Source organism: Streptomyces sp. ISL-1, assembly GCF_018614585.1.
GTDB classification, from domain to species: Bacteria; Actinomycetota; Actinomycetes; order Streptomycetales; family Streptomycetaceae; genus Streptomyces; species Streptomyces maoxianensis.
In genome coordinates, this window is sequence record NZ_JAGGOI010000007.1 from 112,664 (window position 1) to 131,152 (window position 18,489).

Genomic DNA, 18,489 nt, shown 5'->3' on the forward strand with positions numbered 1-18,489 from the left:
CGTGCTCGCAGTCGGAAAGTGTCGGCGGCACCGCCCTCGTCAGCATCCAAGCTGCTGGTAGCGGGGCTGGCGCACTGCGCAGCTACTCGGGAGTGTCAAGTTAACAGCTGACCTGGTTGTTGAGGTGTTCAGTGGCCGGCCGGGGTGAGCCGGCCTTCGAAGGTGATCTGGAAGGCGTGCAGCGGTGCTTTCCACCGCATGGTCCACTTCTTGCGGCCCTTGCCGGTCAGGTCCAGCGACATCAGGGCCATGTAGACACACTTCATCGCGGCGGCCTCGTTGGGGAAGTGTCCGCGGGCGCGGACGGCCTTGCGTATGCGGGCGTTCACGGACTCGATGGCGTTGGTCGAGCAGATGACCTTGCGGATCTCGACGTCGAAGGAGAGGAAGGGGACGAACTCGGCCCAGGCGTCCGACCACAGCTTGATGATCGCCGGATACTTCGTGCCCCAGGCATCGGTGAACTCCAGGAACCGCTCCTCGGCCGCGTCCGCGCTCGAGGCGGTGTAGACAGGCTTGAGCGCCTTGGCGACCTTGTCCCAGTCCTGGCGGGCCGCGTAACGGAAGCTGTTCCGCAGCAGGTGAACGACACACGTCTGGACAATCGTGCGAGACCAGACGGTCTCCACCGCCTCGGGCAGACCCTTCAGCCCGTCGCAGACCAGCATCACCACGTCCTCGATGCCGCGGTTCTTCAGCTTGGTGAAGACGTGCAGCCAGTACTTGGCGGCCTCGCCGCCGTCGCCGGCCCAGATCCCCAGGATGTCGCGGTGGCCATCGGCGGTGACGGCCATCACGACGTAGATGGGGCGGTTCGCGAACTGACCGTCCCGGATCTTGACGTTGATCGCGTCCGTGAACAGCACTGGATAGACGCGGTCGAGCGGCCTGTTGGACCACTCGGCCATGCTGTCCATGACCTTGATGCTCTTATCGTTGGTCAAGCGGCAGCGAGCCAGCTGCGATAGGCGTCGGCGAAGGTATCGTCACGGCGCAGGCCCCGTTCAATGTTGGAGATGACGGCGGGCCAGACCCCTAGGTGTTCGCCGCGGCGGTGAGCGTGATGTTCTTGGCCTGGCGAGCGGACCTGAGGTCCGCAATCTCGGGGACCTCGACCGTCGTGGTCAGGCGGCGGAAGACCTCCCGGGCGATGGCGCGTTTGAGGAGCCGGATGATTTCCTTCTTCGTTCGGCCGGCATCGGTTTGACGCTCCACGTAGTCACGGGTGCGCTGATCGCGGCGCATGCGGACGAGCGCGATGCGGTAGAGGGCCCCATTGGCGGCGCGGTCACCGCCGCGCGAGAGCCGGTGGCGGCTGGTCTTGCCGCTGGAGGCCGGAACCGGGGCGACACCGCACAGGGCGGCGAAGGACGCTTCGGTGCGCAGGCGGGCGGGGTTGTCACCGGCGGTGATCAGCAGTTGCGTAGCGGTGTCGGGACCGATGCCGTAGGCGGCGCGCAGGCCGGGGTTGAGTCGCGTGACCAGGACATCCAACTCCGCGGTCAGAGTGGCGTGTTCGGTGGTCAGATTCTTGACGCGTTGCGCGAGCATGCGCAGAGAGGTCAGGATCGGGTCGCCGCCGGCCCGGAGCCGGGCCAGGGCGTCGATGCGCTTGTCACCGCGCAGCACCTCGTACTTCGCGCGGATATTCTCGGGCGCGCTGATCAGGATGTGTCCGATCTGGTTCAGCGCCGCCGTACGGGCCTTGACCGCGAATCGTGCCGCGTTGTGCAGTGACCGGATCCCGGTGACGGCATCGCCCTTGGGAGCACTGCTGGCCCGGCCGGACACGACCGCACGGGCGGCGGCGTAGGCGTCGATCGGGTCGGACTTGCCGATCCGGCGGCGCTCGACCTTGTCCGGCCGGTTGACCTCGATCACGGTCAGGCCGGCCCGTCGGGCCGCGCGTGTGAACCCCGAGCCGTAGGACGAGGTGCCTTCCACGCCGATGGCGGCAACCGTACCGTGCGCGGCCAGGAAGGCGATGGCGGCCGTGTATCCGGCGGCCGTTGTTGGAAATTCGGCGTCAGCGAGCTGCCCGCCGCGGTCCGTCACTACGGCGACGTGGACCGTGTCGGCGTGGGAGTCCACGCCGCCGATCACCACGTGTTCGACGACGGCGTCAGTATCCGTTCCTGTCATGCTGAGGATGCCTTCCTGACCGGAGGTGGCTCCAGCCGGGTGGGGCAGACAGGACAGTGATGGGGCCTCTGGCCAGGCTCCTATAAGGTCATGATCCACCCGGCCGGGGCCTGGGGAACGGGCCCCGGCAGCTGGACAGACCAAGGCGAAGACAGTCCAGCAGGACGTCAGTTAGTGATCGAGTCACGACCACCGGGAACCCGGATACCACTATCACTGTCGGTGATCGTGGAGATCGTCTGCTTGGACACTTCGGCGCCGTAGACCTCGGCCAGATGTGCGGAGATCTCCCCGTGGGTGAGCCCCTTCGCGGACAGGGACAGCACCATCTCATCCACCCCGGTCAGCCGGCGCTGCCGCTTTACGATCTGCGGCTCGAAGGTGCCCGCCACATCGCGCGGCACCTTCACCTCGACCGGACCGACGTCGGTCAGGACAGTCTTCGACCGGGTGCCGTTGCGACTGTTGCCGCTGTTCCGGCCTTCGACGTCGTGCTTGTCATAGCCAAGGTGATCGGTGATCTCGCCCTCCAGACCCGCTTGGTCAGCTGCTGCAACAGCCCGCCCTCACCGGTCAGCTGCAGGCCCTCGGTACGGGCCCGGTCGACCAGCATCCCGATCAACTGGTCGTCCGACACCGCCTCCACAGCCGGTACCACGGCCGCCTCCGCGGCGGTCTCGCTCTCGACGATGGTCTCGCTCATCTGGCGTCTCCTTGATCATCGGATCTGCCGTTGATTAGACGCTCCCTCCGCCTACTGAACTGGGCGCTCTCTAGGGTTCGTTCAGTCAACGGGGCATCCGCTGACCACTTCTGCGGGCCGACCCCGCCCAGCTGCCCCGTCTTCTCGAGATCCGCGACAACCTCCTCGCCCGGATCGACGAAGCACGCCACCACGGCTGGTTCGGCGAGGCCGACGGCCTCAACGTCAGCCTCTCCGCCGCCAATAACAAGATCGCCCAACTCGAGGAGTCAGCACACCGGACCACCGACCTCGGAATGCCCCGCTTCCACGACGTCGCCCCGCACACCATCACCCCGACGACCGGTCCACACCTCTTGCCGGACGCCTGAGCGGGCATCGCACTGGTTCAGATAATGATCGCCGATCGCCTGGACATTACCGGTGCCCGGTGGGGACTTGCTGGTGCCGAAGCCGTCCTCCAACTCCGTGCAATGATCACGAACGGCGGCTTCGACGACTACTGGCATCACCACACCCGTCGCGAGCACCAGCGTCTCTATCTCTCACCTCACCAGCATGAATACGGACTTACCGCCTGATTATCCTGCACCGCCGAACCGGGAGTGCATGCCGTCGCAGGCAATGGTATAGATGACCAACGATCACGAACGCCGTGCCAGGAAGACGAATTCTTTGCCTGGGCGGTCGTGCGCACCACGAACGTCGTCCCCCGCGTATCCGTGCGCGACCAAGTCCTGCTCGATTGCTTCCCGTTCACGGAACCGCAGCGTCGCATCGGACGTCAGCACGTTTCCGTCCGATGCGAACTTGCAGGTCCAGCGGAACGTCACCAGCGGCCCGCTCACCTCTGTCAGCTGAACCCAGCTCTCGATGGAGCCGACGCCGGGGATCTCCGTCACGCGGTAGGAGTTTTCCGGAGTCCACTCGTCCCAGGCACGGTAGGCGGGATCTCGTGTCTCGAAGACGAGGCGCCCTCCAGGGAGCAGTGCTTGGCGAGTTCCCCGCAGCGTCTCCTGCCACGTCTGCGGATCCACGATGGCCTGCGCAACGTTCGCGGTCATCGTCGCGAGATCGACCTCCAGCGGCGGAAGGTCCGTCGCGTCGCCCCAGATCCAACGCACCCGCTCGCTCGCGGGCTTGGCCCGGCGACGTCAATGGACCACCGGGCGGGATCCACACCGGCAACCTCAATTCCGCGGTCAGCCAGGAGCAGCGCGAACACCCCCTTACCGCATGCGATGTCCAGTACTCGTAGCGCCCCGAACTCCCCAGTCATCTGCACGGACGCACCGAGGTCGCTGCGGTCCAGGCCAAGCAGATCGCAGCGTGTCGTGGATGCTTGAAGCAGTCGTCAGCCATGAAGCCGAACGTATGCAGAGCCAGGCCGAACCGCCACCGAGTGTGGTCGACAGACAACCTTTACGGTCGCAGGACACTGACCTTGATCTTCACTCCAAAGGAACCGCACCCAAAGCCGATCCGACCTGCACCTATCGGGACTCCGAGAAGGAACTCGTGATCCGGGCACTTCGGCTCATTCTGCGAGACAAGGGCATCAGGCTGGAGGGCCAACGCGGCGTCTCGGACTTCGGGGCCGACGCTTCACTCGACCGGGCGCTTCTTCGAGACGTCAACGGCGCTCTCCGCATCCAGCACACAACAGGTGATGCCCACCCGTCCGCGATCGGGTACACCCCCACATCCGCGACAGAGCCCGGAATTTGTGCCAGACCCCAACTCAAACCGTTAGAGCTAAGAATGCTCACGACTCGGCTTACTCAGGTGCGGGGAGCGTGAAGGTGAGTGGCAAAGAAGGTCTCGATGCGCTGCCAGGCGTCCGCCGAAGCGTCCGGATCCGGACCGATGTTCATGACGCGGAACAGGGGGCGCAGCGGCCTGGGGCCGGCCTCGGCGTCGTTGAGAAAGGCGTGGCCTGCTTGCGGGTACTCCTTGACGTCGTGCACGACTCCATGATGTTCGAGGGCCGCGCTCAGCTTGCCGGCCGCCCCCTTCAGGGTGCGGTCCTTCCCGCCGAAGCTGGCGACGACGGGGCAGGCGTCGGCGAGGACATCCAGGTCCTTGGGAAGCTGTCCGTAGTTGGCGGACGCCGCGTCGTAGTCACCGCGTCCGGCCGTCATCAAAGCGAACGCGCCTCCCATACAGAAGCCGATGATGCCGACCGCGCCGGTGCAGTCACTCTGGGCCAGCAGATAGGAGTGGGCAGCCTCCAGGTCCTGGTAAGCACGCCCGGTCCCGGACATGGCCGCGCGGATCGTAGGGATCAGGCAGCGCCGTGCGCCGCCCTCGGTGAACAGGTCGGGCATCAGCGTGAGGTACCCGGCGCCGGCCAGGCGCTCGGCTTGGCGGAGCATGACGTCGTCAACGCCGAGTACCTCGTGTGCAATGACCACGCCCGGCCAGGGTCCTGGGCCTTCCGGTCGGATGAGGTGCCCCTTCAGCCTCTGCGAGCCCCCGGCCGGGGCACTCAGGCTGCTCAGGTCAATGGCTTCAACAGCAGACATGGAGCTTCTCCCGGAGGCTAAGTGCGTTGGGTGCGGTTCTTTTGAAGGGATGATCAGTTCGATCTCGCGAGCCGCCGAGCTCAGTGGTCGTTATGAGGCGTCGGCGTAGGTGAGATGGGTGTCGCAGTCGGTGCAGCGGAACAGCACCGCGGTGGCACCTTCGCCAAGGTGGGCGAGGAACTGCTCGAGTTGGGCGGCGTCGTGCCGGCCGTCGATGCGCAGGTCTTGCCTCAGTTGGTTGAGGGCCTCGGGATGGGCTGCCAGCTCGCTGTAGCTGATCTCGCCGATGAAGGCGGCCACGTCGTGGCAGTGGACGAGCCAGTGGGGGTCCTGCCAGGCGTGGAAGCCGGGAGTGCGGCGGGTGACCCTGTGCAGGATCTCCTTGCTACCGCACGCGGGACGCGGGCGCCAGCTGGCAGCCGCTCACCCGCGGCCTGCCCGACGACGCGCGCACGACGCGGCAGCGGCGCTCGGCGGGGACGCGGTCGGTGTCCGCGTTGAGCGGGAAGACGTACGCCACCGAGCCGCGCCGGGGGTGCGCGGCGACCGGGAAGCCGAAGGTGGACGGCAGCCCGGCGCCGATGTCCTGCCAGCTCCCGCCGCCGTCGTCGCTCCGGTAGACCCCCAGTGGTTCTGGAGATAGAAGCGCTCCGGATCGTCCGCGTCCCGCGCGATCTTGTGCACGCACTGCCCGTACTCCGGATACGACTCCGGCAGGAAGCGCGCCTCGATGCCCTCGTTGGACGCCTGCCAGCTGGCGCCCGCGTCCTGCGTGCGGTACGTGCCGCCCGCCGAGATAGCGACGGTCAGCGCGCTCGCGTCCTCCTTCTCGCGGGCGGGCAGGATGGTGTGCAGTCCGAGCCCGCCGCCGCCCGGCACCCACCGGGGGCGGTGCGGGTGGTCCCACAGGCCGCGTACGAGCTCGAAGGTCTCGACCCCGTCCGCGGAACGGAACAGCGCGGCGGGCTCCGCCCCCGCATACACCACCTCGGGCCCCTCGGCGGGCGCCGGGATCAGCTGCCACACCCGGTCGAGCGAGGCCCCGGTCTCCTCCGGGAAGCGCACAGCGGGCCGCTCGGGCTCCTGCCAGCTGGCGCCGAGGTCGTCGGAGTGGAAGACGCTGGGCCCCAGTGCGCGGTGTCCCCGGAGGCGAGCAGCCGGGGCCCGCCCGGGTGCCGCGCGTGGATGGCCTCGGCGTACACGGCCTGGTCGGGGAAGCGCGGCTCCTCGAACTCCCATGCCCCGTCGCGCCGGTGGGCGAGGAAGAGCCCCTTCCTGGTGCTCGCCAGCAGCAGGGTCGCGGTCATGACGATCGCCTCTCTCCTGCCCGGTGCGTGACGCCTCTGTCGCAGCACTGCGGACAGTGTGGACCCCGTCACTGACAGTCCCCGCTGACCTGCACGAACGGCGTGCCGCGACCGCTCACCCGCCCGTAAGCCCGCCCGCGGCGGGCGTGTCACCACCGCACCGGCAGGCTCCGCCTCCCCCGGATCAGCATCCCCGGGAGCCATTCCCCCGGCTCCCCGTCCGCCGTCAGATCCGGGCAGCGCTCCAGCAGCGAGCGCAGCGCCACCTCGCCCTCGAGGCGGGCGAGGGGGGCGCCCAGGCAGAAGTGGATCCCGTGTCCGAAGGAGAGATGGCCCCGGGCCTCGCGCCGTACGTCGAAGCGTTCCGGATCGGGGAAGCGCGCCGGGTCGCGGTCCGCGCCGGCCATGGCGATCAGCACGATGGCACCGCGCGGCACCCGTACGCCGCCGATCTCGGTCTCCTCCAGGGCGATGCGCGGCGTGGTGGTCTCCACCGGCCCGTCGTAGCGCAGCGTCTCCTCCACCAGCCCCGCCGCCAGCCCCGCCGGATCGGCCCGTACGGCCGCCAGCTGTTCGGGGTGCGCGAGGAGCGCGCGCACCGCGTTGCCGATCGTGTTGACCGTCGTCTCGTGCCCGGCGACGAGCATTAGGAAGGCCAACGAGACCAGCTCGTCCTCGGTGAGCTGGTCGCCGCCCTCGTCGACCGTGTGGACGAGGGCGCTGAGCAGGTCCTCCCCGGGGCTCTCGCGCTTGGCGGCGATGAGCCCCGTGAGATACGGCATGACCTGCTCGTACGCCTCCTTCTCCGCCTCGGGGCTGGTGGGCGCGAGGGTCTCGTTGGACCAGGCGTGGAAGGCGGCGCGGTCCAGGCCGGGGACGCCGAGCAGTTCGGAGATGACGATCATGGGGAGCGGGGAGGCGAACGCCTCGATGAGGTCGGCGCGGCGCGCTCCGTCCGCCGTCATGCGGTCCAGCAGCTCGTCGGTGATCTCCTGGACGCGCCCCCGCATCCCCATGACCCGCCGGGCCGTGAACTCCTGCGACACCAGCTTCCGCAGCCGGGTGTGGTGGGGCGGGTCGCTCATCAGCATGTTGGCGTTGCCGAGCATGTTCAGGGCGTACGGCGGGCTCCAGCCGGGCTGCCGCCACTCGCGCTGCCAGTCCCGGCTGAGCAGCGGGGAGGTGAAGGCCTCGCGCGCGGCCTCGTACCCGACTACGAGCCACACCACCCCCCTGTCGGGCCCCACTACCTGGTGCACCGGACCGCGCTCGCGCAGCCGCCGGTAGGCGACGTACGGGTCGGCGTCGAAGTCGGGGCTGAGTGAGGCGAGCACCTCGATCCCGTCGGGCCGGTCGGCTTTGTCGGGTATCGCGGAATCGGTGGCGGCTTTCTCGGTCTCGGTCACGACAGAATTCCCTTTCCTCAGGCCCGGGTTACCGGCCCCCGCCGATCACTCCGAGCACGGCCGTCACTCTAATCCCGCACCCCCACCCGCACAACACACCTTCCGGCAAAGTAAGACCATCACCCCGCGTTCACCAAACCGACAGAAGGCATCAACAGAATTCGCTTACCGGAGTCACATGCGCGAGTGCGTCGGCAACTAACCAGAGCCACATACGCGAGTGCGTCGGCAACGCGCCCGTGCGGACGAGCCAACTCCGTGCCTGTGCTTCGACGTGGGTTTCCGCCGCATCGTCTGCCCTGTCCACAGGGGGACAGGGCAACCGCTTTGCTCCTGGCCGGATTCAAGCGCCGATAATTTCTTTATGCACCATTTTTTGCAGACGTCGTCCCGGTTCCACCGCTGTCAAGACCAACGATGGGGCCGAACTCTGCCTGGTTTTAGGCCAATTGAAACTCAGTCACATCCTCCGCTCTGAGCGAACGGCTCCTCAACTCCCCCTGGATAGGGACGGAGTGCGTGTTAGCTTCGTTAAGCGCGAGGGGGCGAGTGGAGTGCTCCTTCCGGCTCCAATTGGTCGGACAGCAGCTGAACGGACTCAATCCAGGCCCTTTAGCGGACACGCAAGGACAGAGGAGTGGAATCGCATGAGCTCTCGGCAGTTGCCTCTCGAAGCAGGACAGATGATGCCTTACGCCCGCGGTGGTGCCGGTGAAGGGGCCAGCGTGGATGCGGTTTACAACCGTCTTCTTGAGGACCGCATCATTTTCCTCGGCAAGGAAGTTGACGATGACATCGCCAACCGCGTTACCGCGCAGATGCTGATGCTCGCCACGGATCCGACCCGTGACATTTACTTGTACATCCACTCACCGGGCGGCTCGGTCACCGCCGGCATGGCGGTCTACGACACCATGCAATACATCAAGAATGACGTCGTGACCATCGCAATGGGATTCTGTGCCTCCATGGGCCAGTTCCTTCTCACCGCCGGTACGAAGGGAAAGCGGTTCGCATTGCCGCACACCAAGATCCTCATGCACCAGCCCTCGGCCGGTTTCGCCGGCTCGGCCTCGGACATCAAGATCTACGTGGACCAGTTGGTCCGCACCAAGCGGGAAATGGCTGAGCTCATCGGGCGCCACTCCGGCCAGGACACCGACACGATCACCCGTGACTCTGACCGGGACCGCTGGTTCACTGCCCAGGAGGCCAAGGAATACGGCCTGATCGACGAGGTGATGACCGTGGATCATCCGGGACTTGGCGCTGTCGGCTAGTCCTCCGCACCACGGACCAGCACATCCATCCACCTCGGGAGGACCACGCCCAGTGAGCACGTCTATGCCCACATCAGCCTCGCCCCCGCTCGGGTCCGGTCACTTGCGTCCGGAAAGCCGTTACGTCGTACCGCGTTTCGTGGAACGTACGTCGCAGGGCACCAGGGAGTACGATCCCTACGCGAAACTCTTCGAGGAGCGCGTAATCTTCCTCGGCACCCCGGTCGATGACGTCGTGGCGAACGACATCATGGCCCAGCTCCTGTGCCTCGAGTCGCAGGACCCTGACCGGGACATTTCTCTCTACATCAATTCACCCGGCGGTGACCTCACTCCGCTCACCGCTGTCTACGACACCATGCAATTTGTGCGGCCCGATATCCAGACGGTCTGTCTCGGGCAGGCCAGTTCGGTGGCCGCCGTGATCCTGGCGGCGGGCACCCCCGGGAAGCGTCTGGCTCTGCCGAGCGCTCGGATCCTCCTCCAGCAGCCGCACAGCGACGGCACCCAGGGCCAAGTGTCCGACCTGGAGATCCAGGGCCGTGAGGTCCAGCGTCAGCGGGAGTTGATCGAAGGGCTTCTCGCCAAGCACACCGGCCGGGACGTCGCACAGATCAACAAGGACGTCGACCGAGCCCAAGTCCTTACCGCCGATCAGGCGCTGAAGTTCGGACTTGTCGACCAGGTGGTTGCTCCTCGCACCATCGCGGGTGTGCATTGATGCAGCAGGATGCAGCGGCCTGAGGTTCGACTGCGAAGGCAGGCCCAGGAGAGTACTGACGGCGAGGTGATCAGCTTCCACAGGTGATTCTCCGCGGAGGATTCTCCAGGGCTGCCTGCCGCAGGAGAGATGCCTTGCGTGGCGCTAATCTGTTGACGGGGTTGGTTATGGGCCTACCCCCGCCGTGCGAGTTCTTTCCCCTCCTCCTCGCTTCCCTTGTATACGAGGGAACCGGCACATGCCGGGCCCGGTCTCTGGATGGCCGTCGTCGGTGATCGTCACGATCTTGCCGACGACAGCCATCGTGCTGGACGAACCCCTCCCATGTCCTGCAGTCGTCGAGGCTGTCGGCGGAGGGCGCGGCAAGTCGTGACATCGACCGTTGCCGAGGTCAACAGCGGCCTGTACTCCATGCTGGTGACATGCCGGGACCAAGATCGGCGACCTATCGGCCATCGTCGCACTTCAGAGAGGTACCAGCGTTGTTCCGGTCGGCTCTGTCGGTTCGATCGTCCTGGCCCGGAGGTCGCTACAGTTCGTTCCCATGATCACGGTTACCACACGCTCGGTCGCCTACCCGGCCGACGGTCTGACGATGGTCGGGCACCTGGCGCTCCCGGCCGGCGCCGACCGTCGGCCCGCAGTTCTGGTCGGGCCCGAGGGGACCGGACTGAACGACTTCCAGCGCAGCAGGGCCGACGCCCTGGCCGAGATGGGGTACGTGGCGTTCGCCTTCGACATCCATGGCGGACGGTGGTTCACCGACCCCGAAGAGATGCTGGCCCGTTGCATGCCACTGCTCGCCGATCCCGACCGGATGCGGAGGATCGGTCACGCGGCGCTCGACGTGTTGCGTGCCGAACCGCGGACCGATCCCGACCGGATCGCCATCATCGGCTACGGCACCGGGGGCGCCATCGGGCTGGAACTCGGGCGCGACGGTGTCGACCTGCGTGCGATCGGGACAGTCAACGCCCTGACCACGGGCCGACCGGGTGAGGCGGCGCGCATCCGCTGTCCTGTGTGGGCAGGGGTCGGATCGGAAGACCCGATCATGCCGCCCGCGCAACGGGACGCTTTCGCCGCCGAAATACTGGCCGCGGGAGTCGACTGGCGTCTCGTGGTCTACGGCGGTGCTTTGCACGCCTTCCACCACCCCCCGGTGGACCAGCGTGTGCGCCCCGGAGTGGGCCACCACCCTCGACACGCGCGACGTGCCTGGAGTGACGTCGTCGGTCTGCTCGACGAGTGTCTGCCCGTAACGGAGTGATGCTTCCAGGAGTGCCGGTTGGGGGCTGCGAACCAGCAGGCGTCTTGTCTCGCGGCCGGGTCAACAAGGGCGAACCTCCTTATGACGCATCCGTTGTTGCGGACGCTCTCGGCATCACGCGCTGTCGAAACATGGACGCTTGAAGATCACCAACAGCGTTCCGCGGCCGTGCCGGAGCCACGTCACGCCCTGCTCCGCGAAGGCGGCCCTCCGAATTGAAGCACCGAGTCGACGGTGCGGCGCAGTGAGCGGGTCGTTGGCGGCGACGCGTAGGAGAGTCGAAAGAGCATGAGTTCGGCCTCGTCCGGCTTGCCGGGAATGATGGCGGTGAACCTGGTGTGCAGAGTGCGCAGAACGTCGGTCTCGGTGGCATCGAGTCCGGTCTCGCTGCCACCTTCCACGCGGGCGAACAGGTAGAGCAGGGAGGTGTGGGGCTGGAATCCCAAGCCGAGGGAAGTGGCGGTGAGCCAGAGCCGTTGCAGGGCGCGGCCGCCGTTGACGAAGGCGTGAGGGCCCTTGCCCGGGATGGTGAGGCAGCCGACGGCCGACGAGGCGGCAAGGGCCTTTCCGGCACTCTCCTCGAAGGCCTTGCCGCCGCCGATCCGGCGAACGAAAGCCAGACCGGGCCATTGTCGTGCCAGACGGAGGCCCGCGAGGTCGACGTCGTCGAACCCCAGAGTGGCGACGTCTATGCCGTCCCGCGTGCGCCGCGTCTCCTCGGGGTCCCAGCGCAACTCGTTCATCATGTCCCGATGCAGTTGCGGAGAAAGTATCCGCAGCCGGTCGCCCGCCCCCAGGACCCGTCCCATCTCGTCCAACTGATCCCGGTCGGTGACGAGGTGGAGTCGGGCGCCGCTCTCGGTGGCGCAGTCCGTCAGCGCTGCAGCGTGCGACTCGACGAGTGGGCGAACAGGGCCGGGACTGCGGTTGGTGGTGCGGTGCTCGATCCAGTCGAACAGTGCGGGGCGCGGGACGTCAGCCGCGCTAGAGAAGGTGAGTCGGCAGACCAGGCCGGGGTCGGCCGGGGTGGGGAAGTACTGCACATGGCAGGCCCAGCCCGAGGCTTGGGCCGCGAGGTGAATGTTCTCCACCGCCGCGCCGATGGCCAGATGGGTGGCGCAGCCTTCGAAGTCGAGCAAGGTCTGCGGCTGCGCGGCGTCGACGCGGCAGTCCAACGCCTCGTCATGGGCTATGAACTGCCAGGGCTGGCTGTTGCCGCCGGACGGCGCCTGGATGCCGTGGGCGACCAGGCGGCGAATGCCTTCTTCACCCAGGGTGGCGCCGGCGTTGCTGGGCGGCGGCGGCGGCAGGAGGAGGAGGGGAGGGGAGGCCACCTCCGCAGTGGGCTCGGACGTAGGCTCCGCTGGTGTCAAGGAGGTCTCCGCGCCCTCGCGGATCAGCGTGCCGGGATCGACGAAATACCTTCCCGAGGCAGTGAATTGACCGAGCAGGAGGCGGCGAGCGGTATCTGTCACCAGCGCGGCGCCCAGGCTGACTCCCGAGGCGAGCTGTGGCCATGAGGAGATGGTCTTGCCTGTCTCGACGAGGGAGGAGACCAGACGCTCGGAGGGCTCGTCCTGACCGAGGATGCGGAGGAGGTGCGGGAGCTTCTCGCGGGTCGACATCGCCTTGACTCCGGCGGCCGCCACTCCCTGCAGAAGGCCGTGCAGAAGGGGACGTTCAGGTTCGAGGTCGAACCGCTCCACATCCAGCATGCCGCGCTCGTTGGTCTCCATCAGGACGGGGATGCCGAGCGCGCGGGCGCGTTCACGGACGTGGACCTTGAGGAACATGTCGTCGCACTCCTCGACGAGGAGGTCGGTGCGGCCACCGCCCGCGAGGAAGGCGTCGGTGTTCTCCTCGGTCAGTCCCTCCGGCCAGACAGTGATGTCGAGGTAAGGGTCGATCTCGTACATCTGCCGTGCGGCGATGACGACTTTGGGCAGGCCGACATCGGCGACCGAGGCGCGGAGCCGGTTGAGGTTGGAGAGGGAGAGGTGGTCGAAGTCGGCGAGCCGGAAACGGTCGCCCACGCCCTCCTGAGCGAGGGTGACCGCACTTGCGGCGCCCACGGAGAGGCCGACCACGGCCACGGTCTTCCGTGACAGGAGGTTCTGCTCCTCCGCGGTGATCTTGTAGCGGTTGCGGGACTGACGGAGCTCGCGGTGCTCGGCCGGCGGTAGGACGTGGACAAGCTGCCGAGACCAGGCGTACCACGCCCATGTGCCGTACTCCGCCGGGGGCCTACTGCCGAGGTGGTCAGTGACCGCAACGGCCAACTCGTCGGCGTCCGGACGCCAGTCGGGGCGCCGAGCGGAGAGGAGCTCTGCCAGCTGGTCGGCGAACGTGTCGTGGACGGAGTCGACGACACCGCTTTCGAGGAGCTCTGTCAGGGCAGAACGTTGCTCGGGCTCGACCGGTGCGTACAGCCTCGGTCGCCATGGAGCAATGTTGCCGGCGGTCTGGGTGAGGGTGCCGAGATGCGCTTCCAGGTTCATTGATCTCCTAACGTGCGTTGCCTACGAATGACCTGAGGCCGAGTTTCTCGGCGACGGCCCGGGCCACGTCGGTGGGGATAAGGGGCGCTTCGTCCAGGGCGCGGTCCAGCAGCACCGCCGCATTGGTAAATCGCTCCTCGCGATGGCGGATGGCCTCGGCCCGGTTGATGAAGTAGTACGCCGTGATGCCCGGAAAGGGGCGGTCGTGCAGGGGGCGGTCATGCCGGAAACGGAGACCGCCCCGTTCGTATCCCTTGATTCGTTCAGTGGGGCCGCTGCCACAGATCACGGTTGCCCCCAGTCGCTGAGCCGCCACGACGGAGGCGAAGCACAGCAGGGACGAGAGGTTGCGGCCCCTCCAGTCGTTTTCCGCCCAGGTGCCGGAGATCTCTGCCACCGACTCGCCGGCGGCGACTTCGTCCGCCAAGGCATCGTTGAAATCTTGGCTCGCGAGGTGGATCTCGGACGGCAGCTGGCCCGCTATTTTCCGGTGGATGCGGATACCGCCGACGAGCCTCTCGCCCTCGTCGCCTGCCGTCTCGTCGAAAACAGCAAGGTAACTCAACGGGTCGCGAGTAGTGCGCGGGTCCGTGCTTCCGTACTTCGTCACCGTCTCGTAGCCGGTCGCGGAGTAAGCGCGCTGCTGGGCTTCGAGATAGGCGTCGTAGGCGGGATCATTGAACTTTGCGTCGAGTAGCCGGAGGTACATCAAGAATCCTTGTGGGTTGGGTCGGCTCCGGATCACGGATGTGGCTGCGGACGGCATCAAAAAATATAGGACGCCCCATAGTCGGCCGAATACTTTTTGGTCTTCTTCGACGCTTGCGCGTCTCGCAGACATATTCCGGAGCGGGTCGCCGACTGTAGTCGACGAATGGGGCGTCGCAATCCGGCAGCCTGTCCATTTTGGAAAGATGATCCAGCTATCTTCCGCTCTATCCAATAAGCAATTTTCAGCCCCTTGATCGCTCAGGATTGGGGCTCCTGCGGCCAAAAATGAAGGGGTGCAGAGGTGGAAGCGATCGATTCACGCCATCAACGAGGGGGTTGGGGCGTGAACGGTCTTGCGCGGTTCTCTGGTTTGGTGTTGCCTCATGGTGCATCGTGCACCTAAACGGATTCGTCATTCGGACAGGACGCGTCAACGGGGAGGAAATTTTCGATGATGCAGGTGAGGGTGACGATCTAGCCCCGCCCACTTGGTGCCGCGCCCCCGGGACAGGGTGCGGCACGCTGCGGGGATCTCGCTTCCACTGTCTGTCTCAATGCCGCCAATCGGTAAAACCGGACGTTGCTGGATTTCGCCACGACACGACACGGCCGAGGGTGCACGCCCGAGGGCTCTTAGCACCGTGAAGGAGATCATCATGACCAAACCGTCAGCGACCGCCCTGGACGAGCTGTGGAAGCTGGTTTATACCAGCTTTCGGTTCCCATTCCTGCACGCCGCACTGCGCCTGAAGTTGTTTGCTCTGCTCAAGGAGCGGCCAGGCAGTACTCGCGAAGAGATAACCCAGGCGCTGGAATTGGAGGAACGTGCGGGTCACGTGCTGCTGCTGGGGTGTAGCACATTCGAGCTCGTGCGCAAGGAAGACGGTGGGTACCACAACACTGCCGCGACCGATATCCTCGCGGGCGATCCGGACGAATTCATGCCGGTCATCATCCGCTACACCCACGAGATGTTGTATCGCCCGATGGGCTGGCTCTACGAATCGCTGGTGGAGAACGATAACTTGGGGCTGGACCGTGAGCTGCTTGCCGGCTCGTCGGCGACCACGCTCTACGAGCTGCTTGGCGAGGACAAGAACCTCGAAAAGGTATTCACCGCCATGATGGAACATCAGAGCCGCTCGGTGGTTGAGGACTTCGTCAACTCCGTGGACTTCTCCTCCTACCAGCATGTACTGGACATCGGCGGCGGCACTGGAACAAATGCCATCGCCTTCGCCCAGCGGTGGCCGCACCTCCACGCGACCATCCTCGAACTCCCCAACGTGGCGAAGATGGCGGAAGAGCAGATCGCCGAGGCGGGTCTTGTCGACCGTGTTCACGCTGTCGGAGCCGACATCTGGCAGGAGGAGTTCCCCACTTCCCACGACTGCGTCGTATTCTCTCGATTCCTTGAGATCTGGTCGCCGGAGCAGGTTCGCGACCTTTTCGCGAAGACCTACCGGGCGCTGCAGCCGGGAGGACACCTGGTGATCGTCGCTTGCGCCCAGGACGACGACGAGACCGGTCCCGCCCACGCCGCGTTCATGTCGGCCTACGTGCACACGATTGCGTCGCCCGAGGGCCGCATCTACACGCCGCAGGAATTCGAGCAGTGGTACACCGAAGCGGGGTTCGAGCCGATGGACCGGCAATATCCCGGGCGGTTCGACGTCATCCTGCGCGCCCGTAAGCCCGACGTCGGCTGAGTCGTCCCACAGCTGAGGGCATTTGTCGCTTTGTTCGGTGGGGGCATGCGTCAGGTTGTGCGGCGGATTCGCCGCAGGCCCCTGTCCGGCGCCATCCATGCGCACTGCCACAGCCCCACAGCCCCACAGGCGCGAGCCGCAGCAGCGCCCTGGCAGTCGGCGGTCGGTTCGGCGGGGTACGCCTCCCCGGCCGCTGTGATGTCGCCACGGCAAGGGAAAGAACGAACAATCCACTATGCGGAGCTTGAATGAAATCGCCTGACAAACTGGCTATAGTTACCGGTGGAACCAAGGGAATTGGGCTCGAATTCAGCCGCAGGCTCACTCGGATGGGATATCGAGTAGTCGCAACTTTTCGCAGTGACGAGGATTCGGCGAACCGGGCTGCGCAGGAGATGAAGAAGGATCTCTCGGTCATCCAGTCCGATGTGTCGGATCCCGATGATGTGGCGCGGCTGGCCGACCTGGTGCGTACCGGTCACGGAACGCCCCAAGTTCTGGTCAACAATGCTGGACTGAACATAGACCGGCCGGTGCTTGAGATCTCCGACATGGACTGGCGCCAGGTGCTGGACACAAATCTTTCGGGGCCCTTCTACATGACCCGGGCATTTGCTCCGCACATGTTGGAGGCCGCCGGTGGTTCCATTGTCAACATCGGTGCGACCACGGCGATCCGCCCCCGGCTGAACGGTGCCAACTACTGTTCGAGCAAAGCGGGGCTGCTCCACCTGACCAAGTGCCTGGCCATGGAGCTGGCCCCTAGTATCCGGGTAAATTGCCTCATCCCAGGAATGATCGACACGGAGGAGATGCGGACTCGATTCCGCCTCGCCGAGCCGGAGCATATGAACTCACTCCTGGATGAAATTCCGCAGCGGAGGATCGGCTCCACCTACGAGATGGCGGACGCTCTGGAATTCCTCGTGAGCGCAGGAGCCACCTATGTGACGGGCCAGAAGCTCATCGTGGACGGTGGCCAGTTCATGTGGTAGAGGCCTCGGCCGCCGACTGAAGTTCGTGAATCAATCGCTGACGTGAGAAACCGCAGAGAAAGAGAAGCTCATGCGACCGCGCCTTGAACGCTATCAGGAATTCTTGGAGCAGGAGTACCGCTCCGGTTTCACGAAGTCGGACGAGTACGACATCTCCGGGATATCGGAAGATCTCGCGAAGAAGATGTGGAGCGGTCATTTCACCCGCATCGTCTTCAGCGGCATGGGCTGCTCGGCCATCGTGTCGGACGTGATCAAGGTCTTCTTCAACTCGATCAGGAGCGACCTCGAAGTACATGTCTTCAACGACTACGACTTCGAGTACCTGATACCGCGCTCAGTGATCGAGGACGACCGGACGCTCATCATCCTGAGTTCGTACAGCGGCCACTCCAACGAGCCCGTCCGGGCCTTCCACGCGCTGAGCCCGATGCACGACCGGGTTCTGCTGCTCACCTCGGGCGGCCGGCTCGGCGAGCTGGGGGAGGAGCACGGTGTGTCCATCGCGCGCTGGACCCTGAGCAAGCCGGACCGTGAGTACCCGCTGTTCCACGTCGGCCAGTACTTCTCGATCCTGGTCGACATGTTCCTGAAGCTCGGGCTCCTTGACAAGGACCACGGTCCGGAAGTCCGCGCCCTGGCCCAGACCTTGGAGACCGACTTCACGCCTTCTCTGCGTGAGTTGGCGGCCGATGCCGCTGTCCGGAGCGAGAACTCCAACATCATTATGCTCGGCTCGCCCAAGTGGCACGAGAGCCTGTTGAAGCTCGCCAAAATGCACTTCAACGAAATCGCCATGGTGCCCGCGACGCGGAACTACTTCCACGAGTTCTGCCACAGCGAGGTGGCCACGCTGTCGGATCCCGTGCGTCGTCACAGCATCCTCATCTTCTCCGACCCGGAGGAGGACGACTACACCCGCGCCAAGCGCAAGAACCTGCTGTCGTTGCTGACCGCGCCGATCCCGCAGAACGCGAACGTCACGGTGACCGAGGTCGAGCTGGACCAGCCGACCTTCATGCGCCAGTACTTCACCGCTCTGGAATTCGTCCAGTACCTGACCCTGGACCTCGGAAAGGCGCGGGAGACGGTATCACGGAATCTTATTTCGGAGGCAGCAGGAAACCCCTGGTACCACGGCACCACGATTGACGCGGAGAACGCAGGCTGACGTATTCGCGCAGCCCAGGGATCGAAAGCAACAGCCGAGGAAAATGGAGCG

At 65.7% G+C, this 18,489-nt stretch carries 12 protein-coding genes and 5 pseudogenes; 7 read left to right on the forward strand and 10 right to left on the reverse strand.

Translation table 11 applies throughout. The annotated features are described in order from the left end of the window. Window positions 1–128: 128 nt before the first annotated feature. The 3 genes and pseudogenes from J7E87_RS05935 to J7E87_RS05945 all read right to left on the reverse strand — a co-directional run. Window positions 129–923 (reverse strand): annotated as a pseudogene (locus tag J7E87_RS05935) (IS256 family transposase); the annotation flags it as partial. 112 nt (window positions 924–1,035) lie between these two features. Next, on the reverse strand, window positions 1,036–2,142 hold the full coding sequence (locus tag J7E87_RS05940; protein ID WP_251017012.1) for an IS110 family transposase: 1,107 nt from the start codon (window positions 2,140–2,142) through the stop codon (window positions 1,036–1,038). Window positions 2,143–2,360: 218 nt separating this feature from the next. Then, a pseudogene (locus tag J7E87_RS05945) lies at window positions 2,361–2,755 on the reverse strand (transposase); the annotation flags it as partial. A gap of 485 nt (window positions 2,756–3,240) precedes the next feature. On the opposite strand from J7E87_RS05945, the pseudogene J7E87_RS34855 reads away from it, so the two are divergent. After that, window positions 3,241–3,426 (forward strand): annotated as a pseudogene (locus J7E87_RS34855) (ISKra4 family transposase); the annotation flags it as partial. 63 nt (window positions 3,427–3,489) lie between these two features. Here the strand turns inward: J7E87_RS34855 and J7E87_RS05955 are convergent. The 5 genes and pseudogenes from J7E87_RS05955 to J7E87_RS05975 form a co-directional block, all read right to left on the reverse strand. After that, window positions 3,490–4,207 (reverse strand): annotated as a pseudogene (locus tag J7E87_RS05955) (class I SAM-dependent methyltransferase). 419 nt (window positions 4,208–4,626) lie between these two features. Further along, complete coding sequence (locus J7E87_RS05960) at window positions 4,627–5,370, reverse strand: dienelactone hydrolase family protein (RefSeq protein ID WP_215090662.1); 744 nt, start codon at window positions 5,368–5,370, stop codon at window positions 4,627–4,629. Window positions 5,371–5,460: 90 nt separating this feature from the next. Further along, the gene (locus tag J7E87_RS05965; RefSeq protein ID WP_215091251.1) at window positions 5,461–5,748 is read right to left on the reverse strand and encodes a CbrC family protein; all 288 of its coding nucleotides are present in this window, start codon (window positions 5,746–5,748) and stop codon (window positions 5,461–5,463) included. Window positions 5,749–5,812: 64 nt separating this feature from the next. Beyond that, window positions 5,813–6,677: pseudogene (locus J7E87_RS05970) on the reverse strand (WD40/YVTN/BNR-like repeat-containing protein); the annotation flags it as partial. Between the two features lie 149 nt (window positions 6,678–6,826). Beyond that, window positions 6,827–8,017, reverse strand: a complete 1,191-nt coding sequence (locus J7E87_RS05975) for a cytochrome P450 (RefSeq protein WP_308312875.1) — start codon at window positions 8,015–8,017, stop codon at window positions 6,827–6,829. A gap of 752 nt (window positions 8,018–8,769) precedes the next feature. Here J7E87_RS05975 and J7E87_RS05980 point away from each other — a divergent pair. From J7E87_RS05980 to J7E87_RS05990, 3 genes are all read left to right on the forward strand, one after another. Continuing rightward, window positions 8,770–9,363, forward strand: a complete 594-nt coding sequence (locus J7E87_RS05980; RefSeq protein ID WP_251017055.1) for an ATP-dependent Clp protease proteolytic subunit — start codon at window positions 8,770–8,772, stop codon at window positions 9,361–9,363. A 64-nt stretch (window positions 9,364–9,427) separates the two neighbouring features. After that, complete coding sequence (locus J7E87_RS05985; protein ID WP_215090667.1) at window positions 9,428–10,084, forward strand: ATP-dependent Clp protease proteolytic subunit; 657 nt, start codon at window positions 9,428–9,430, stop codon at window positions 10,082–10,084. A 544-nt stretch (window positions 10,085–10,628) separates the two neighbouring features. Further along, window positions 10,629–11,354: a dienelactone hydrolase family protein gene (locus J7E87_RS05990; RefSeq protein WP_215090670.1), complete on the forward strand. Its 726-nt coding sequence runs from the start codon at window positions 10,629–10,631 to the stop codon at window positions 11,352–11,354. Window positions 11,355–11,536: 182 nt separating this feature from the next. On the opposite strand, the gene J7E87_RS05995 is transcribed toward J7E87_RS05990, so the two are convergent. Both J7E87_RS05995 and J7E87_RS06000 read right to left on the reverse strand, forming a co-directional pair. Then, window positions 11,537–13,852: an Rv1355c family protein gene (locus tag J7E87_RS05995; RefSeq protein ID WP_215090672.1), complete on the reverse strand. Its 2,316-nt coding sequence runs from the start codon at window positions 13,850–13,852 to the stop codon at window positions 11,537–11,539. Window positions 13,853–13,859: 7 nt separating this feature from the next. Continuing rightward, window positions 13,860–14,564: a hypothetical protein gene (locus J7E87_RS06000; RefSeq protein ID WP_215090674.1), complete on the reverse strand. Its 705-nt coding sequence runs from the start codon at window positions 14,562–14,564 to the stop codon at window positions 13,860–13,862. 640 nt (window positions 14,565–15,204) lie between these two features. Here J7E87_RS06000 and J7E87_RS06005 point away from each other — a divergent pair. The 3 genes from J7E87_RS06005 (at window position 15,205) to J7E87_RS06015 (ending at window position 18,438) form a co-directional block, all read left to right on the forward strand. Continuing rightward, entirely contained in the window at window positions 15,205–16,272 is a 1,068-nt protein-coding gene (locus J7E87_RS06005) for a methyltransferase (RefSeq protein ID WP_215090676.1), read from the forward strand. A 248-nt stretch (window positions 16,273–16,520) separates the two neighbouring features. Then, window positions 16,521–17,267, forward strand: a complete 747-nt coding sequence (locus tag J7E87_RS06010) for an SDR family NAD(P)-dependent oxidoreductase (RefSeq protein WP_215090678.1) — start codon at window positions 16,521–16,523, stop codon at window positions 17,265–17,267. A 70-nt stretch (window positions 17,268–17,337) separates the two neighbouring features. Beyond that, a complete protein-coding gene (locus J7E87_RS06015; protein WP_215090680.1) occupies window positions 17,338–18,438 on the forward strand; it encodes an SIS domain-containing protein in 1,101 nt (366 codons plus the stop codon). The last annotated feature ends 51 nt before the right edge of the window (window positions 18,439–18,489 follow it).